General features: G+C 62.8%; 15 protein-coding genes. 9 read left to right on the top strand and 6 right to left on the bottom strand.

What is annotated here, in order from left to right:
• The 4 genes from HV675_RS28130 to tssB all read right to left on the bottom strand — a co-directional run.
• The coding region (locus HV675_RS28130) for a hypothetical protein (RefSeq protein ID WP_175114736.1) at positions 1 to 233 on the bottom strand (233 nt) is incomplete at its 3' end.
• Between the two features lie 8 nt (positions 234 to 241).
• A complete protein-coding gene (locus HV675_RS28125; RefSeq protein WP_175114735.1) occupies positions 242 to 2,581 on the bottom strand; it encodes a type VI secretion system Vgr family protein in 2,340 nt (779 codons plus the stop codon).
• A gap of 101 nt (positions 2,582 to 2,682) precedes the next feature.
• Complete coding sequence (gene tssC, locus HV675_RS28120) at positions 2,683 to 4,245, bottom strand: type VI secretion system contractile sheath large subunit (protein ID WP_175114734.1); 1,563 nt, start codon at positions 4,243 to 4,245, stop codon at positions 2,683 to 2,685.
• A gap of 73 nt (positions 4,246 to 4,318) precedes the next feature.
• Positions 4,319 to 4,831, bottom strand: a complete 513-nt coding sequence (gene tssB, locus HV675_RS28115; RefSeq protein WP_175114733.1) for a type VI secretion system contractile sheath small subunit — start codon at positions 4,829 to 4,831, stop codon at positions 4,319 to 4,321.
• Between the two features lie 526 nt (positions 4,832 to 5,357).
• Here tssB and tssK point away from each other — a divergent pair.
• The 9 genes from tssK to HV675_RS28070 all read left to right on the top strand — a co-directional run bounded on the left by tssK (position 5,358) and on the right by HV675_RS28070 (position 14,355).
• Complete coding sequence (tssK, locus tag HV675_RS28110; RefSeq protein ID WP_175114732.1) at positions 5,358 to 6,710, top strand: type VI secretion system baseplate subunit TssK; 1,353 nt, start codon at positions 5,358 to 5,360, stop codon at positions 6,708 to 6,710.
• Positions 6,711 to 6,790: 80 nt separating this feature from the next.
• A complete protein-coding gene (locus HV675_RS28105; protein WP_175114731.1) occupies positions 6,791 to 7,462 on the top strand; it encodes a DotU family type IV/VI secretion system protein in 672 nt (223 codons plus the stop codon).
• 134 nt (positions 7,463 to 7,596) lie between these two features.
• Complete coding sequence (locus HV675_RS28100) at positions 7,597 to 9,438, top strand: OmpA family protein (RefSeq protein ID WP_377700550.1); 1,842 nt, start codon at positions 7,597 to 7,599, stop codon at positions 9,436 to 9,438.
• 123 nt (positions 9,439 to 9,561) lie between these two features.
• Entirely contained in the window at positions 9,562 to 10,047 is a 486-nt protein-coding gene (locus tag HV675_RS28095; protein WP_175114729.1) for an Hcp family type VI secretion system effector, read from the top strand.
• Between the two features lie 77 nt (positions 10,048 to 10,124).
• On the top strand, positions 10,125 to 10,391 hold the full coding sequence (locus tag HV675_RS28090) for a hypothetical protein (protein ID WP_175114728.1): 267 nt from the start codon (positions 10,125 to 10,127) through the stop codon (positions 10,389 to 10,391).
• Between the two features lie 92 nt (positions 10,392 to 10,483).
• On the top strand, positions 10,484 to 10,894 hold the full coding sequence (tssE, locus tag HV675_RS28085) for a type VI secretion system baseplate subunit TssE (RefSeq protein WP_175114727.1): 411 nt from the start codon (positions 10,484 to 10,486) through the stop codon (positions 10,892 to 10,894).
• Between the two features lie 316 nt (positions 10,895 to 11,210).
• Entirely contained in the window at positions 11,211 to 11,951 is a 741-nt protein-coding gene (locus HV675_RS28080; protein ID WP_175114726.1) for a CGNR zinc finger domain-containing protein, read from the top strand.
• Positions 11,952 to 12,226: 275 nt separating this feature from the next.
• Positions 12,227 to 12,904 carry a heavy metal response regulator transcription factor gene (locus tag HV675_RS28075; RefSeq protein WP_175114725.1) on the top strand — a complete coding sequence of 226 codons (678 nt, stop codon included), beginning with the start codon at positions 12,227 to 12,229 and terminating at the stop codon, positions 12,902 to 12,904.
• Positions 12,904 to 14,355 carry a heavy metal sensor histidine kinase gene (locus tag HV675_RS28070; RefSeq protein WP_175114724.1) on the top strand — a complete coding sequence of 484 codons (1,452 nt, stop codon included), beginning with the start codon at positions 12,904 to 12,906 and terminating at the stop codon, positions 14,353 to 14,355. The genes HV675_RS28075 and HV675_RS28070 overlap by 1 nt, the downstream gene beginning before the upstream one ends.
• On the opposite strand, the gene HV675_RS28065 is transcribed toward HV675_RS28070, so the two are convergent.
• Both HV675_RS28065 and HV675_RS28060 read right to left on the bottom strand, forming a co-directional pair.
• A complete protein-coding gene (locus HV675_RS28065; RefSeq protein ID WP_175114723.1) occupies positions 14,294 to 15,775 on the bottom strand; it encodes an efflux transporter outer membrane subunit in 1,482 nt (493 codons plus the stop codon). The two genes, HV675_RS28070 and HV675_RS28065, sit on opposite strands and share 62 nt — an antisense overlap.
• Positions 15,776 to 15,807: 32 nt before the next feature.
• Positions 15,808 to 17,049: an efflux RND transporter periplasmic adaptor subunit gene (locus tag HV675_RS28060; RefSeq protein ID WP_175114722.1), complete on the bottom strand. Its 1,242-nt coding sequence runs from the start codon at positions 17,047 to 17,049 to the stop codon at positions 15,808 to 15,810.
• Positions 17,050 to 17,061 lie beyond the last annotated feature (12 nt).

Raw genomic sequence — 17,061 nt, 5'->3', positions numbered from 1 at the left:
ATATGGATGCCGCCGTGCCACATGCCCCGGGCGCTGACCAGATACGCGCCCGATGCCTCATGCGCGGCCAGCAGACGGTAGATTTCATGTTCGTCGGTGAACCGCGAAGATGCCTCTGCTTTGCCTTGTCCTTTGCGCAGAATGGGAAAAGCAAACTGCAACGGCTCTAACCGAGCTTTGGCTTGCTGCTGAGGCGTCTGCGGCGACTTCTTCGGCGCTGGTTTGATCGTCATGGGCCGCCTCACTCGGAAAATCCGAAGTTCGTTCCGCTTTTCGCGTCCTTCAGCGTCTCGCTACCCCATGTCGGAAACTTGAAGTTGCCCCCATCCGGGCCGATAACCGTGAAACCCCCTCTAAGCTCAATTTCCCCAACAGGACTGCCAAGAATGATCTTGCCGTTCTCCAACTTTATGTAGGCACCCGCGCCGTCGCCAACGGTGACGCCATTCTCGCCGATGATCTTCAGTTCGCCATCCGACGAACTCAACATCATGTCCAGTTTCGACATCAACTCCATCGCATCACCCTGGGCCTGAATCTGCACCTTGCCCCTGGCAGCAAAAAGCCGAATGCCTAGTCTCGCGGCAAAAAAGGAAAGCGCGTCGCCGGCGGCCATCGTGATCCGCCTCATCACTCCGATGTCGAGCCCTTCGCCTGCCGTAACGAACATCTGCTTGCGTGCAGCGACCTGCACGTTTTCGCCGCTGGCAATCCCTATGCCCTCCGGAGCACTCGCGACGATGACCGGTTTCTGCAGCCTAGTCAGTTTCTGCTCGATGAACAGGCGTTGCTTTTCCACTTCTGCCTGCAACGCATTCGCCGCATTCGCGGCCTCGTTGACCGAACGCAGAATCTCCTGAGCCTGCTCGAGCGTGAAGTCCGCGCCTGGCATCGCGAGTTGGGGACCCGTGCCGCCGGGTTGCGCTTCCGAACTGATCAGCACGCCCATCGCAGCGCGCAGGACCGAATGGCCATCAGTGCGCAGTTCCGCGCCCTCGCCTCGCTTGTTCCGATCGGCTTCGACCATATGACCAAGTGTGAGCGCACTCGCCTGAAACGGCGTTCTCAGACTAGCGTGCTCGTTGCCTTCTCCGTCCTCCATCTCCAACGCATTGCCTGCGGCTGACACGAGGCGATTGCGAGTATGATTCAGGTTATTGACCAGGTCCGGATGCTCGCTATCGTGCATTGCACCGACAATGACCGGCCGATCCGGATTCCCGTCCGTAAAGATCAGCGCCACCTCCGCGCCGTCGACCAGCGGAAAGTGATGTCCGTAGTTGTCGCCGCTATAAGGCTTCGCAAGCCGCACCGGACGGCTCGTGCCTCCAGGGCTCCATTCATCCAGGTCGAACGGGAGCTTGACGACGTAGTGGCCCTGCTCGGTCAGATACGCGTATTTGTAGTTCCCTGGCGAAGTCACGCGCGCCGGCAAAATTCCGGTAATCGACGGGCGCGGTGTCCAATCGACTTTCGGTCGCCAGACGCGATCCGAAGGAATCGCCTGGAATCTGACCCAATACGATTCGCCGCGTCCGCCGCAGGACTCGACGGACGTGATGAATAACCCGTGCGGCGCGTCCGCCGGGTTGTGTTCTAGCCGCATCACCTCGCCGGCCTCGAGCGCGAACGGATTACCCGTGCCCGAAAACGTGATCTGCTGCGCCAGATGAGCCTGATGACGCAACAACGCAATGCGCTGGCCCTCTTCGCGCGTCTTGTAATGCTCCCCCCAGCGATAGTCGATTGCGTTCGTCGTCGTATCGTCACGTGCCGCGTTCTGGTCCACAAGCAGCGACACATCCGCCTGACGGTGGTCGTAGTCATGCAAGCGCACCGCTTCCAGCACCCGCCGCATATGCCGCTTCAGCGACTTCACCGCCTCGGCACCCACACTCTCCAGGCCGGCATCACGTCGCAGCGGCACGACACGCTGATTCCGCGCGTACGCATCCAGATCATCGCCAAACACGACAACCGCGCGATCCTTTTTCTGTTCCCAACGGAACCAGATGCCCTCTTGCGCCGCCATTCGCCGGATAAACGCGAACGTCGTCTCGCGGTACTGTGTGATGTATTCGTGCCGCTTGTACTCGCCGCGCAGCCTGAACTCGAAATCCACGCCCGCGCGGTAACCGAAATGCCGCAGCGTATCGGTGATGATTTCCTCAACCGACTGCTGCTGAAACAATCGGCTCGTTGCACCACGATTCAGGTCTGCAAGCGTCGGTTCAAGCACGGCCCTATAGCGCGTTTCGTCCGCAGACGTCTCGAGTTCGTCGAACTGCGTCACGATGCCGTGCACAGTCCGAGCCGGTGGCTTGTTGCTGAACTGCTCCGCGTTTTCTCCAAACATCTGACGCAGGTGAGCCATATCGGGATCGATCGGGTCGATGATGAATTTCGCCGGCCTGCCGAGCACCTGATCCATCCGGATGCCGGCCATTTCGCTCGTCAACTCGATCTCATAGCGATACAGCTCGCAAAGCGCATCGCGCGCTGCGAATCTGACAACCGAGAACGGCGCCGGATGCGGCGCCAGCTTCAGCTCATAAGCCTGCGACGGTAGGACCATCGACATCTTCGACCTCTCTCCATCAACGTTGAAACGGCGCATGGACACGTGCGGTTGGAGCGCTGCGGCGCATCGCGCGCCAACCGTTCACGCGGTTGATCTGCCGATCAGTTTTTGGCCTTCGGCATCTGCGATACCAGTGACAAACCGATGTCCATCCCTTCGACCTGGAAGTGCGGCACGATAAATAGCTTGATGCGGAAGAAGCCCGGGTTGTCTTCGATGTCTTCGACCGTCACCGTGGCTTCGCGCAGCGGATGCGATGCCTGCAACTCGTCACCCGGATCCTTCATCTCGGTAACGAGCCCCTTGATCCAGTTGTTCAGTTCGAGTTCCAGCAGACGCCGGTCCTTGGTCGTGCCGATGTTTTCGCGCTGGATCAGCTTCAGGTAGTGCGCGATGCGCGACAGCAAAAAGATGTATGGGAGCCGTGCGTTGATGCGGCTGTTCGCCGTCGCCTCCTTCGTCTCGTACGGCGCAGGCTTTTGTGCCGAGTTGGCTGAGAAGAAGCACGCGAAATCATGGTTCTTGTAGAACGACAGCGGGATAAACCCGAGATTTGCGAATTCGAACTCGCGCGTTTCCGGAATCAGCACTTCCGTCGGTATCTTGGGCTGCGCGCCCGTGCCGAGGTCGTACAGATGCACCGGCAAGTCCTCCACCTTCCCGCCCGCTTGCGGACCGCGAATCTGCACGCACCAGCCGTTGTTCACAAAGCTGCGAACCATGTTCGCCGCAAACGCAAACGATGCGTTGACCCACAGATAGCGGTCGTGATCGGGGCCTTTGACCGCTTCCTCGTAATTGAACGCGCGCACCGGCGTCGTATCCTTGCCATACGGCAAGCGCCCCAGTACCCGTGGCATCGTCAGACCGACATAACGGGCATCGTCTGTATCGCGGAAGCTCTTCCACTTGATGTATTCCGCGCGATCGAAATAGTTGCCGATGTCCTGGATCGACGCCACTTCTTCCATCGTCCGCTTGCCGAAGAACGCTGCTCCCACCGAGCCGATAAACGGCATATGCGCCGCCGCCGCGACCTTCGAAATGTTCCGCAGCAGCGCGACATCTTGAGGCGAATTCGCGAATTCGAAATCGGTGATCATCGCGCTGACCGGCTGGCCACCGGGCGTGTCGTACTCGTCGATGTATGTGAGGCGATACAGACCGCTCTGGATGATCTCCGGCGTGTCTTCGAAATCGCGCATCAGCGCGTCCTTCGATACGTCCAGCACTTCGATCCTGGCGTTCTTGCGAAAGTCCGTGCGCGACACGAGCATTTTCAGTCCGCGCCAGCGCGCTTCGAGCGCCTGGAACGCCGGATGATGCATGACCGCGTCCAGTTGAAGGCTGATCTTGCGGTCAATCTGGCCGATGTGAAAATCGAGCAACGACTTGTCCAGACGGTCGACCGGATGACTTGCACCGCTGACCAGTTCGAGGAACGCGCTCATGCCTCGCGCGATCCGTTCGTCGGCCGATGCTTCGGAAAGCATGTCGTTGTCGCGGAATGCCTCGAGCGGACGCGCCTGCGTGACCGGCTTCAGATTGATCTTGCTGCACAGCGACGCATACAGGCTGTCGCTCGCGTCGAATGACGCGTCGGCCGGCGCGTCGAGGACGCGGGTTTCGGTAGCCTCGTGGCGGAATTCGTGCTGTTGTTTCATCTCGTTGTCTGCCTGCGTTTGTATCGCTACGTAATTGCGGAATGCGCTAAGCGCCGGTTTCGGCGAACTTCGCTTACGCATGCCCCTCCTGCTGGATCGCCGAACTTCCAATCTGCGCCAGTTCGCTGCGCAGCCTGTCAGACAGGTGCCTGTCCTTCAGGACCTTCTCGAACTCGCGACGGAACGTGCCGTTGTCGAGCAGGTTCGATTTCAGATCGCGCAGCAGATTGCGTATTGCGAGCAGTGCCTGCAGTTCGGGAATCTGCCGCGCGACCTGCTCGGGCTCGAAGTCCTTCATCGACCGGAACGCGAGGTTGACCGGCAATTCGCCGCCTTCAACCGCGAGGGCATTTTGTGCGTCGAGCTTGAGGTCGGGCGCATGGTCGGCCAACACCGCATCGAAGTTGTTCCTGTCGATGTTGACTTTCTTGCGCTCGGCAAGCGGCGCCTGTTCGCGTCCCGCGCTGAAGTCGCCGGCAACCAGCAGCTTCAGCGGCAACTCGACCTTCTTCTGGGCGCCACCCGTATGCAGGTCCAACGTAATCGAAACGCGACTCTTCGGAATTTCGCGCTGGAAGCTGTCCATCCGTGTCCTTTTCAGTTTATTCAGATAATAAATTCCCGCAGAACCCGTCCAATTTATAAATCGGGTTCTGTCCAGGATAACGCACACGCCCCTGCTTAAATTGATAAGCACGGTCTTTTCACATTTGTTCGAGTGCCTATATTCGCATAAAGAGAGTGCAAAGCAATATCCCGCAATGTCGGTTTGACAAATCTTTGCAAATTTTGTCTTAAGTGATCCCGCTCTTTTCTCATATCCCAACGTGTTAATAGGCGGTTTTCATGAGAAATATCTCCATTAAAATCATTAAATCACCCGCCAATACTTAACATTTTCTTAATATCTTAAAATACCTTAAAATCAAATAATAAATATTTGCCATTGATTGATACATCACGTACACTCCGCTCTCTCCAATAGATAAAAATACTTCGACACTGGCTTATCTTCACTTATCGAGCCGGAGTCTCAGTATTTTTTCGTATTACCTGATTGCGATTTAATTCATCGCGACTCACTAACCGACCAACCGACTGACATCACACCCATGCGGATCGATAAACCGCTTTGGCACGAAGGCCTGATCCTCACGCAGCAGCATTTCCAGCAACAGGAACGATGGGCTGAGTTCTCGCTGCGCCAGTTCACCTCGGCGGCTCTCGTCGAGCCGTGGGGTACGCTTGGCGTCGAGATCGACGAAGAAGCGCTTGCCGGGGGGCGCCTCAAACTCACGCGCCTGCAACTGCGCTTTCCGGACGGCACGCCGTTCGACACTACCGTCGCCGACGCGCTGCCGCCTGCTCGTGATCTCATGCAAGGATTGCCGGCCGATCTGCAAAACGTCGTGGTGTTCGCGGCGCTGGCGCTGCCGGATGCGAACGGCAACAACTGCCGTTTCGACGAAACCTCGCTCGCGCGGCCGCGTCGAGCGTTCCGCGAATTCGTTCGTGTAACCGACCAGAACGGCGCAGGCGAAGCGGAGATTGCCGCCCAACGTTACGCGGTGCGCCTGCTTTTCGATTTCGAGCCGTGCGCGGACGACACGGTGTGTGCGTTCGCCCGCCTTACCCGCTCGGCTGGCGGGCAATTCCGGCTGGATCACCGGTATGTGCCGCCCTGTCTGACGTTGGCCAGCCATTCCCTGCATATCGAGCGGATCAACCGTCTTGCCGACATTCTGCTCACGAAGAGTGCCGCGCTCGGCGCGCGGCGCGGTGAACGCATCGAGCAGATCACCGAGTACGGTATTGCCGATGTGCAGCTCTTCTGGCTGTTGCACTGCGTTCATGCAGCCTGGCCACAGCTGCGTTTCCTCGCGTCACATCCGGGGCAACCGCCGGAGCGGCTCTACGCTGTGCTCGCGCACCTTGCCAGCGTACTGATGACATTCTCGACCGGCGCGCAGCTCACCGATATTCCGCCCTACGACCACGTCCGGGCCGATGAAGTCTTTGCCAGCCTCGAAGCGAAAATTCGCGCGTTGCTCGATGCCATCATCCCGTCGCGCGTCGTGCCGATTGCGTTGACACACAAGAGCGCGACGACATGGATTGGGCACTTCCACGACGAACGTATCGCCACGAATACGGCGGACTGGTATCTGTCCATCCGCTCGTCGCTGCCGCCTTTCGAGCTCGTCGAGCAGTTCCCGCGGCTTTGCAAGATCGGCGCGCCCGACGACGTCGAACACATCGTCAACTCGGCGCTGGCCGGCATTCCACTCAAGCCGGTGCAACGTGTACCGTCTGCCATTCCGGTGCGTCTCGACAACCACTATTTCGCACTGGACGCCGACCATCCCGCGCATGCCCGCATGCTCGCCGCGCACGCCTGCCAGATTTATCTGCCCGTGTCGATTGCTGACGCAACGCTTCAACTCCACGCGGTGCTGCGCTCATGAATTTTTTCGACTTCGCCTGCCACCCGTCCGGTTTGATGGACCGCTCGCCCTGCACACGTCCCGTGTCCTCGCCGTGCAGCATGCGTAGCCTGCTGCGCGACACCGCACTCCACGTCACGCTGATCGCGACCGGCGGTACCGCTTTGGAGTTCGACAAGCTGCGTCAATCCTGCGAGCAACTGATCGACGACTTCGCGGCTGCGCTCCATCATCTCGGCTATCCAGAGGACGTGCGCGAGGACGCACAGGTTGCGCAATGTGGGCTGCTCGATGAAACGGCATTGCGCCATCTGTCCGGCGATCATCGCTCGCGTTGGGATGCGCAGCCACTGCAGATCGAGCGAACCGGCCGGCACGATGCCGGCGAACGTGTGTTCGAGCGGCTCGAGTTTCGCATGCGCGAGGCGTCGCCGAATGTCGACCTGCTCGAGTGCTACGCCAGCATCCTGGCGTTAGGGTTCGTCGGCCGGTATGCGTCTGCGCAACCGAATTCGTCCGGCACGCGCGGCGAACCCCGGCGTACGGCTTTGATCGCCCGGCTCAACACACAATTGGAGTCGCTCCGCCCCGAGCAATACCAGGCATTTGTTATCGACCGGCCCGACCGCCGGTCGACCGATTGGCTCTATAGGCTGTCGCCTTGGGCCGTCGCGGGCCTTGCGGGTGTGGCGGCCGTCATCGTATGGCTCGCATGGGACGCGACGCTCGACGCGAAACTGGCCCATCTTGTAGCGCAGGCGGTACGACCGTGAGATTCACCACCGCCAAATCCGCGCCACGCGTGTCCGCGACGTCCGGGACTATCCGTGTCGAGCCGGCGTCGTCAGAACACGTCCGCATCGAAACGGCACATATCGAAGGCGCCGCCCGTCACGCATCCGCGGCAGTGTGCAGCGATGCGAGCACGCATCCGTCGAATGCCTCGGCACACTATGACCACGCGCAAGCAGGCCTCGGTTATCCGTTTCGCACCGTTGTTCTCTTCGCGGCGGTGCTTGCGCTCGCCGTCCTCTGGCTTGTCTTGCCATGCAGTCGTGCAACGGCGTCCGTCGCAACTGGCGCGATCGGCCTGCTTGCACTCGGGTTCGTGCGGCTGCGCACCCGCCGGCTTGCGTTGGCCCGCACCGGGAACGCACACGTACTTCAGGCGCTCGGCTCGGCAGCAGCGCATATCCCCGTACAGCTGCGAACGCGTATGCCGCTTGTCCTCGTCGTCGGGGATGGCTTGCCGGAACTGTTCGATCGCGACGGCGAGGCGCGCTTCGCGCACGTCGGCGACGGTGCGGTCTGGTTGCGTGCCGACCGGCATCGCGACCTGCCGAGGCTTTCGGTCGCGGTCCGGCAGTGGCGCGACGGTCGAGCGCCGGACGGCATCGTGCTGTCCATCGCGCCGGCGCTGCATTCGGGCGTCGACATGCTGGTTCAGCAACTGCGCACCATACGCGAAGCATTGTCGGACGCGTCGCGCATGCTCGGCGCGCGCCTACCGGCCTACATTGCCGTCTACCAGCGCAGCGCTTCCGCAAGGAACCGTTTCGTAGCAGTTGAGAGAAGTATTGCGAGCGCGTCCGGATCCGCGGCGCAGTCGGCGAGCAGCGCGATCGATATCGCGGCGCCGCAGTGGTACGGCGTGTCATCGAGCAAGCCGTTCGCACCGCAGATGCTTCCTGTCGACACATCGCAGTGGCACGCGACGGTCCCTGCCGGTGAGCCCTTCGAATCCATCATCCAGGCTGCCGAAGCAGAAGCGTGTCAAACACGCGCCGCATGTGTCTGCGCCGCGCGCGCCGCCGCACTCGCATCGCTGGTCAACTGGACGCGGCGCATAGTGCTCGGCACGCTGACGGACCGCCGCCAGCCGTCGAGATCGTGTCCGCCGTACGGCGTCGGATGGATCGATTGCGGTCCTGCAACCGGCGCAGGCAAGCCGTGGGAGCGCGATGTCGAATCACACACCTCAGTCGCGCCGGTAGCCGTGTCCGCGTCGCCGTCACCGTGGCCTTTGCCTCAGCCGCTGATCGAGGCGATGCCGCGACGGCCGTACATATCGCCACGGCTTTCCGCACTCGCACATATGCTCGCGCTTGCAGCATGTGCAGCGGCGGTCGCCTTTTGGGGCGCCGCCTCAAACAACGCGCACATGATCGATCGTATCGGCGCAGATCTCGCTCGTTACGCAAGGATCCCGGCGGCGCACGACACAGCCAGACGCGACGCGTTGCTGGTTCTCGTTGCCGATCGCGACCGGCTCGACCGTTTCGCCCGCCTCGGTGTCCCGCTGCAGTTGTCGTTCGGTATGTATCGCGGTACGCAGTTGCTGCCGCTCCTGAACGATGCGATCGCAAGCTGGCAGCCGCCGACTGCACCGCCTACGGTCGTCACGCTCGACAGTATGTCGCTGTTCGACAGCGGTAGCGCGCAACTGAAGCCCGGCTCGACACGCGCGATGATCAGCGCACTCGACATGATCAAGTCAAACCCCGGCAAGCGGATTCTGGTCGCGGGCTACACCGATGCGCTCGGCAATCCGGACAGCAACCTGAAGCTGTCGCTCGCGCGCGCCGCCGCGGTGCGCGACTGGTTGATCGACGCGTCGGGCATGTCAGCCACACGATTTGCGATTCAGGGTTACGGCGACACGCGGCCGATCGCGAACAACGACACGCCTGAAGGGCGTGCAAGAAACCGGCGTGTCGACATCACGCTCGTATCCGACGCAGCCCGTTAGCGGGCTCCGCCTATGAATCCGGTTTGGTTCCCGAAGCGCCCCGCTCCGGGAATTGGGAATCCCGGAGCCCCGGCTCCGGGCGATTGGTGCAGTACGAAGCAAGTTGATGAAAGGGAGTGAAACATGGCAATTCCGGCTTATATGTGGCTCAAGGACGATGGCGGCGCCGACATCAAAGGTTCGGTGACCGTGCAAGGTCGTGAGGGCAGCGTCGAACTCGTCGCGTTCGATCACGGCGTGCATATTCCGACCGACGGCAACACCGGCAAGCTCACCGGCACGCGCGTGCACAAGCCGATCGCGCTGACGAAGGAAACGGACGCGTCGACGCCGTATCTGTACAAGGCGGTCACGAGCGGCCAGACGCTGAAGGCCGTCGAGATCAAGTGGTACAGGATCGACGACGCCGGTAAGGAAAAGGAGTACTTCAACACGAAGCTCGACAACGTGAAGGTTGTCGCGGTGAAGCCGAAGATGCTCGACATCAAGAATCCGGACTATGAGAAGCACAATCATCTCGAAGACGTCGAACTGCGCTATGAGACGATCACGTGGTCTTACAAGGACGGCAACATCATCCACAAGGATACGTGGAACGAGCGCTCATGACCGCATGATCATGACCGCCTGAACCCGGTCCCGGCCGCTCGTGCCAGCCCGGCGGCCGCGCACGCCGGCAGCACGATGTGCGTTTCACATGCGACGACACGCTGATCGACTCGCTCTCGCAAATGTGCATCGAGCGCGACTCCGGCGCACGCGGCGTCGACGCCTTTCTTAATCTGCGGATTTTGCCCGCGGTGCCGCGCGAACTGCTCGCGCGTATGGCGACGGGCGCCGCGCCCGCGGAAATCCGGCTTTCGGGGTCGCCAGCGGACGGTCTCGTCATCGACTTTGTCGAGCCGGACGCCGCCCGTCGCGACACGCGAGCCGCCGCCGATCTCACCACTTGACAAACGCAGCCACGAACCTGCGCGTCGACGCAAACCGGTGCAAACCCAACGCAAACCCAAACCCAAACCCAAACCCAAACCCAAGCAGACCTATGCCCGCCGGCCCGTCTCTCTATGACATCCTGCTCGCGCATATCGGCGGCGAGCCGCTCGATGCGTACGACGACCGCACGCTCGAATGCATGAGCGTGCAGCAAAACATGCGGCGTATTCTGAACACACGCGCCGGTGCGCTCAAGCATCTGCCCGACTACGGGCTGCCTGATTTGACGAACATTTACAAGGCACTTCCCGCATCCGCGCACAGGCTGAAGCAGCAGATGGAAACGACGCTGTTAAAGTACGAACCGCGTATCCGCACGCTCGACATCGCGATCATCGACAACGACGATCCGGGCGTCCTTGTGAGCTTCGAGATGATCTGTCATTTGCGCAGGAGCGGACTTGTGCGGTTCGGCACGCATTTCGAACCGCCCGGCCGCATGCGCATCGTGCGCAGGTGAACCTCGCGCAGGTGAAATGTGCTTGATCCGTGTCGCGTTCCCAAGCTCCCTCATTACGCGCGCCTGACCCGCCTCCATGATGCAATACGCTTCGCGAAGCCGGTCGAAGCCCAACACACGCAGTCATCTCTCGGCCAAATAACACCCGCTGAGTGACGATTTTCGGCCGCGCCACAACGCAGTTCGAGGTCACAGCCCCAGCAGACGACGCATCGACGCGCATCGCATCAGGACTACGCGTTATAAACGTAACTTTTCAAATACCATCAATGGGGTTACTCTATCGACTCATACCGTGACTGCCGAGGGTTGCTCCATGAACCGTCCCCCGATTCCGCCGATGTTCATCGCCGATGCGCCGGGCCTCGATTTCCTGAACTCGATCGCCACGCCGGTGGACGTCGAAATCGACTGGCTCGACAGCGGTGAGGGGCTGCTGACGTGGCTCGAGCGGGCATCGCTGGTGCCGCGGCCGGTACTGGATACGTTTCATGCAAGCGCGCTGCCCGGCGAACTGGACGCGGTCGCAGCGCAGGCGCGGAGCTTGCGCGAATGGTTCAGACAATTCGTGCGTCGGCACAAGGGGCGGCCGTTGACGCCGAAGGCGCTGGTCGAAATCGAGCCGTTGAGGCGGTTACTGGAACAGGACGATGCCTTCGCGGAGATTGTCGTTCACGGTCACGGCGAAGGCGCGGTGTTCGAACTTCAGGCGCAACGTCGTTGGCGCTCGGCGGAAGCGCTGCTGCTGCCGATCGCCGACACGCTCGCGAAGCTGATCTGCGGCGAAGATTTTTCGCAGGTAAAAGCATGCGAGGGTCTGCAATGCACGATGCTGTTCGCCGATCACACGCGCGGCCATAGCCGCAGATGGTGCAGCATGGCGCTGTGCGGCAATCGCGCGAAGGTAGCCGCACACCGTAAACGCCGGAAGCAAATGCTGCACGAAGCCCCCTTGAACGCGCAGCCAGGCGCACATTTGAAATCGCAGCCAGAAACGCGCCTGCAATTGCACGCCCAAGCCCAAGCGCAGACGCAGACCCAGCAAAAAGCACCCTAAAAGCACAAGCACCCGCCAGAGCGCGCATTATTGCGAGAAAGCGCGACGCACCGCGCGGGCACCCGCACGCCACCGTACAGCCACCCGCACAGCCACCGCACAAGCCCACCGCACAAACCACCGCACAAGCGTGGGCACGTCCCGCGCCCACGCTCCGTTAAAATGGACCATTCACCGCGCTCGCATCGCGCCGCCGTGCCTCTCATCCGCACGCGGGCAGCGATACGAACCCGCCGCGTTCAAGACAACCGTTCAGCGCTTTGCAAGGTACCCACATGCGGATTCTGGTCGTCGAAGACGAGCCCAAGACGGGCGCCTATCTGAAGAAGGGGCTGGAGGAATCCGGCTACAGCGTCGATGTCGCGGCCGACGGCGCCGATGGTCTGATTCTCGCGCAGCAGGAAGAATACGACGTGATCGTGCTCGATGTGATGCTGCCGACCATGGACGGCTGGGCCGTGCTGAAGACGTTGCGTGCCACGCGCGCCACGCCGGTGCTCTTCCTGACCGCGCGCGACGACGTCGATGACCGCGTGCGCGGCCTCGAACTCGGCGGCGACGATTACCTCGTCAAGCCGTTTGCGTTCGTCGAACTGCTGGCGCGCGTGCGCACGCTCGCGCGACGCGGCCCGCCGCGCGAAAGCGAGTTGCTGAAAGTGGGCGACCTCGAGATCGACGTGAACCGGCGCCGCGTCAAGCGCGGCGGCAACCGCATCGAACTCACGCCGCGCGAATTCTCGTTGCTGCAGTTGCTCGCACGCCGTCAGGGCGAAGTGCTGAGCCGCACGCAGATCGCATCTTACGTATGGGACATGAACTTCGACAGCGACACGAACGTCGTCGAAGTCGCGATCCGACGGCTGCGCGCGAAGATCGACGACGGCTACGACGTCAAGCTGATCCAGACCGTGCGCGGTGTCGGCTACGTGATCGACTGCAAAGAGTCCGACTGATGGCCAGCCGCTCGCTGACCACGACGCTCGCCCTCGCGTTCGCGGGCACGACAATCGCGGTATTCGCGCTGGCCGGCAGCGTGCTCTACTTCGCGCTCGAACGCCAGGTGACGCTGCAGGACGACAGCGAAATCGTGCTCGCGGCGCGCCATACCCGCCGCCTCGCCAACGAGCTGCAATCGTTCGCCGACGTGCGCGCGCACGCGGACCGTCTCACGAGTCAGGTGCTGGGCAACGCGACGCTGTCGATGGATGTGCGCGACGCCAACGGCAACCCGCTGTTCAGCCACAACACGGCAGACGATACGACGTCGCTGGTCGAGCCGCTGGTGGCCACGCAGCGGGTCGCGCCGTCCGCGCGCATCACCGGTCGCGCGATTGTCGAGGCACAACGCGGCTCGGGCATGCCGGTGCGGGGTCTGGCCGCCGACGCGTCGCTTGCCGACGGCAGCGCCGTGACGATCGTCATCGCCCGCGATATGACCGACCGCTGGCTGCTGCTCGATCACTATCGCGACCGTCTGTACGGCGCCGGCTTCGGCGGCATGCTGCTCGCGTTCCTGATGAGCTGGATGCTGGTGCACGAATCGCTGCGGCCGCTGCGCCAGCTTGCCGCGCATGCGGCAGGCGTCACGGTCGACCGTCTGCATGCGCGGATGGAAATCGACAACGCGCCGCGCGAACTCGCGTCGGTCATCGCATCGCTCAACGCCATGCTCGAGCGGCTCGCCGGCGGCTTTCAGCGAATGTCGCAATACACCGCCGACCTCGCGCACGATATGCGCACGCCGCTCGCCAACCTGCGCGGCTCGACCGAAGTCGCGCTCGCGCGGCCGCGCAGCGCCGACGAATACCGGGCGGTGCTCGAATCGAATCTCGAGGAATGCGAGCGCATCTCGCGGATGATCGAAAGCGTGCTGTTTCTGGCGCGCGCCGAACATCCGCAGTTTGTCACACGCATGAAAGCGCTTGATGTCCATGAAGAGCTCGCGCGGGTCGCCGACTACTTCGAAGGCATCGCCGACGATGCGGGCGTGCAGGTGCGCGTCACCGGCGGCGGCGAAATCCGCGCGGACGCGGAGCTGTTTCGCCGCGCGGTGTCGAACCTGCTGGCGAATGCGATACGGCATACGCCGCGCGGACGCGAAATCGAGCTGCGCGCCGAAGAGAGCGCCGACAGTCTGCGGGTCACGGTCGCGAATCAGGGCTCGCATATCGATCCCACGAGGCTCGAGCGCGTGTTCGACCGCTTCTATCGCGCGGATCCGGCGCGCCACCATGCGCCGGCCGGCCCCGCGTCGACCGGTCTGGGACTCGCGATCGTGCGCACCATCATGGAACTGCACGGCGGCCACGCGTATGCGGAAAGCGACGACGCCAGCACGCGTTTCATTTTGCGTTTTCCGCGGAAGTCAGCACCGCGCGATCCCATCCGCCTCCCAGTGATTTGAGCAACTGCACGCTGGCGTCGATACGGCGTGCGTCGATCTGGTCGACGGTGCGCTCGTTGGTAAGCGCAATCGTCTGCGCGGTCACGACGTCGAGATAGCTGACCGCGCCCGCATTGAAACGGTTCGTCGTCAGTTGCAGCGAGCGCTCGGCTGCGCTCGCTGCGCGCTGCTGGCTTTGCGCTTCGCTCGCGAGCGTGTTCAACGCGGACAGCTGGTCCTCGACCTGCTGGAACGCGACCAGCACCGTCTGCCGATAACCGGCGACCACGCCGTCGTACTGCGCATGCGCGCCTTGCAGCGCCGCATCCCGACGGCCGCCGTCGATCAGCGTGCCCGCGATCTGCGAGCCGAGCGACCAGAACAGGCTCGGCGCAGTCAGCCAGGGCGCGAAGAACGTGCTTTCGAGACCCGCGCTCGCCGACAAGGTGAGGTTCGGATAGTAGGCGGCGCGCGCTTCGCCGATCTGCGCATTCGCCTCGGCGACGCGCCGCTCCGCCGCCGCGATATCCGGCCGGCGCTCCAGCAACTGCGACGGCAAGCCGGGCGGAATGGCGGGAACCGGCACCGCGGCCGTGTCCGGCGCAATCGTGAAGGTCGACGCCGGCTCGCCGATCAACGTCGCGATCGCGTGCTGCAATTGCGCGCGCTGCACGTCGATGTCGGTGTCCTGGGTGCGCGTGCTTTCGAGTTGCGTCTGCGCCTGCGCCACCGCCGACGCATCGACCACGCCCTTCTGGAACTGCTGCTCGATAATCTTCAACGCAGCGGCATAGGCGGTTACGGTGTCATCGAGCAGCTTCTTCTGGATATCGAGCGCGCGCAGATCGAAATAGTCGGCGGCGAGATCCGCGCTGATCGATAGACGCACCGCGTCGAGGTCCCCTTGCGTCGCCTGCGCCTCGTCGCGCGCGCCGACCGTCGCGTCGCGTACGCGGCCGAACAGGTCCGGTTCCCAGCTTGCGTTCAGGCCGACCAGGTAGTCGGGTTCCGTCACACCGGCGCGCGACGTGTGCTTGACGTTCTGCGACGTGCGGTAACGCAGTGCCGAAGCCCCGGCCGTAACCGTCGGAAAGAACCCGGCGCGCTGATACGCGACCATCGCGCGCGCCTGCTGCAATTGCGCGACCGCCTGCTTCACGGTCTGGTTCGACACGTCGACACGCGCTTCGAGGCTGTTCAACTCCGCGTCGTCGAAGGCGCTCCACCATGGGCCGCGCGGCGCGGTGTCGGCGGGCGCGGCGACCGACCAGCCATGGGTCGGTGCAGGCGTGGCCGAAGCACCCGCATAGTGTGCCGGCACGGCAACGTCGGGCTTCGTGTAGGCCGGCAGCGTCGAGCACGCCGCAAGCGAACCCGCCGCTGCCGCGATCAGCATGACGAAAAGCGACTTGCGCATCGATGATGTGGGTCCGTTCGTCATCGTTCGCTCCTGGTTGTTCGCGCCGGCTCGTTTCATTTGCTGGCCGTGCCCGCGGCCGGGTTCGCCGCCTCGACCGCGACCGGCTCACCCGCCACGATCGCGTCACCCGGGTTATTGATCACGCGGTCGGTTGTCGCGAGCCCCGTTGCAATTTCGACATACGTGCCGAAGTCGCGGCCGATCGTCACGGTCTTCAGCTGCACCTTGTCGCCGGGACCGGCGAGCGCCACCGTCACACCGTCCGGCCGGAACAGCAGCGCGCCGACCGGCAGTTCAAGCGCCGGATGCGCGGAATCGAGCTGCAGATGAACTTGCGCATAAGCACCCGGCAACAACGCGCCGTCCTGGTTAGCGACGTCGACTTCGACGCGCAGCGTGCGGCTCACCGGATCGATCGCATTGGCACTGCGCGCGACCTTTGCGTCAAAGCGCCGCCCCGGATATTGCTGCACCGTCAGATAAACGGGCGTGCCCGCGCCGACTTCGCTCGCATCGTTCTGCGGCACGTCGATAAAGACGCGCAGCGTGTTCGTCTGTTCGACATGGAACAACTCGCCGGGCATCGCCGCGAGGCCGGGCGTGCCGCCTGCGGTCACGAGCGCGCCGACGTCGACATTGCGCGCGGTGACCACGCCGTCGAACGGCGCGCTCACCTTCTCGTACGACACAAGCTCCGACAGGCGCGCAACATTGGCCTGTGCCGATGCGAGTATCGAGCGCTTCGCTTCCATATCGCTGGTTTTGAGGTCCGCGTCCTGTTGCGCAACCGATTGTGTCTGCAACAATTCCTGCCAGCGCTTCGCGGTCGTGTTCGCGTAGTCATAGTTCGCCTGGGCGGTGGCTTCCTCCGCGCGGGCCTGACGCAACTGCGCGTCGAGCTCCGGCGTCTGGATGACGGCCAGCGTGTCGCCGGCTTTGACTTTCGCACCGATGTCGGTGTACCAATGCTGCACGTAGCCGCTCGTGCGCGCATAGATCGATGCGTCCGCGTACGGCATCACCGACCCCGGCAGCAGCAGTTCGCTCGACGCGGGCGCCGGCTTCGGCATCACGACCGACACCGGCAGCGCGCGCTGCGCGGCCACCTGATCCGCGAGCGCGCGTTTCGCTTCGAGGCGCGGCGCCAGACCGATCCCGAGCAGCACCGCCGCGAGTCCGGCCAGCGCGAGCGGCACGCGATAGCGCCGCCGCGCGGCCGGTTGCGGCGCGGCGCCGTTCTGCGCGGGCGCATGGCTGTCTTTCGATCGTTCGAGTTCAGTGTCGGGAGTATTCATCGCGGTTTCCTG

This window comes from Paraburkholderia solisilvae, assembly GCF_902859875.1.
Lineage (GTDB): Bacteria > Pseudomonadota > Gammaproteobacteria > Burkholderiales > Burkholderiaceae > Paraburkholderia > Paraburkholderia solisilvae.
This window is presented reverse-complemented; position numbering and strand designations above follow the sequence as displayed.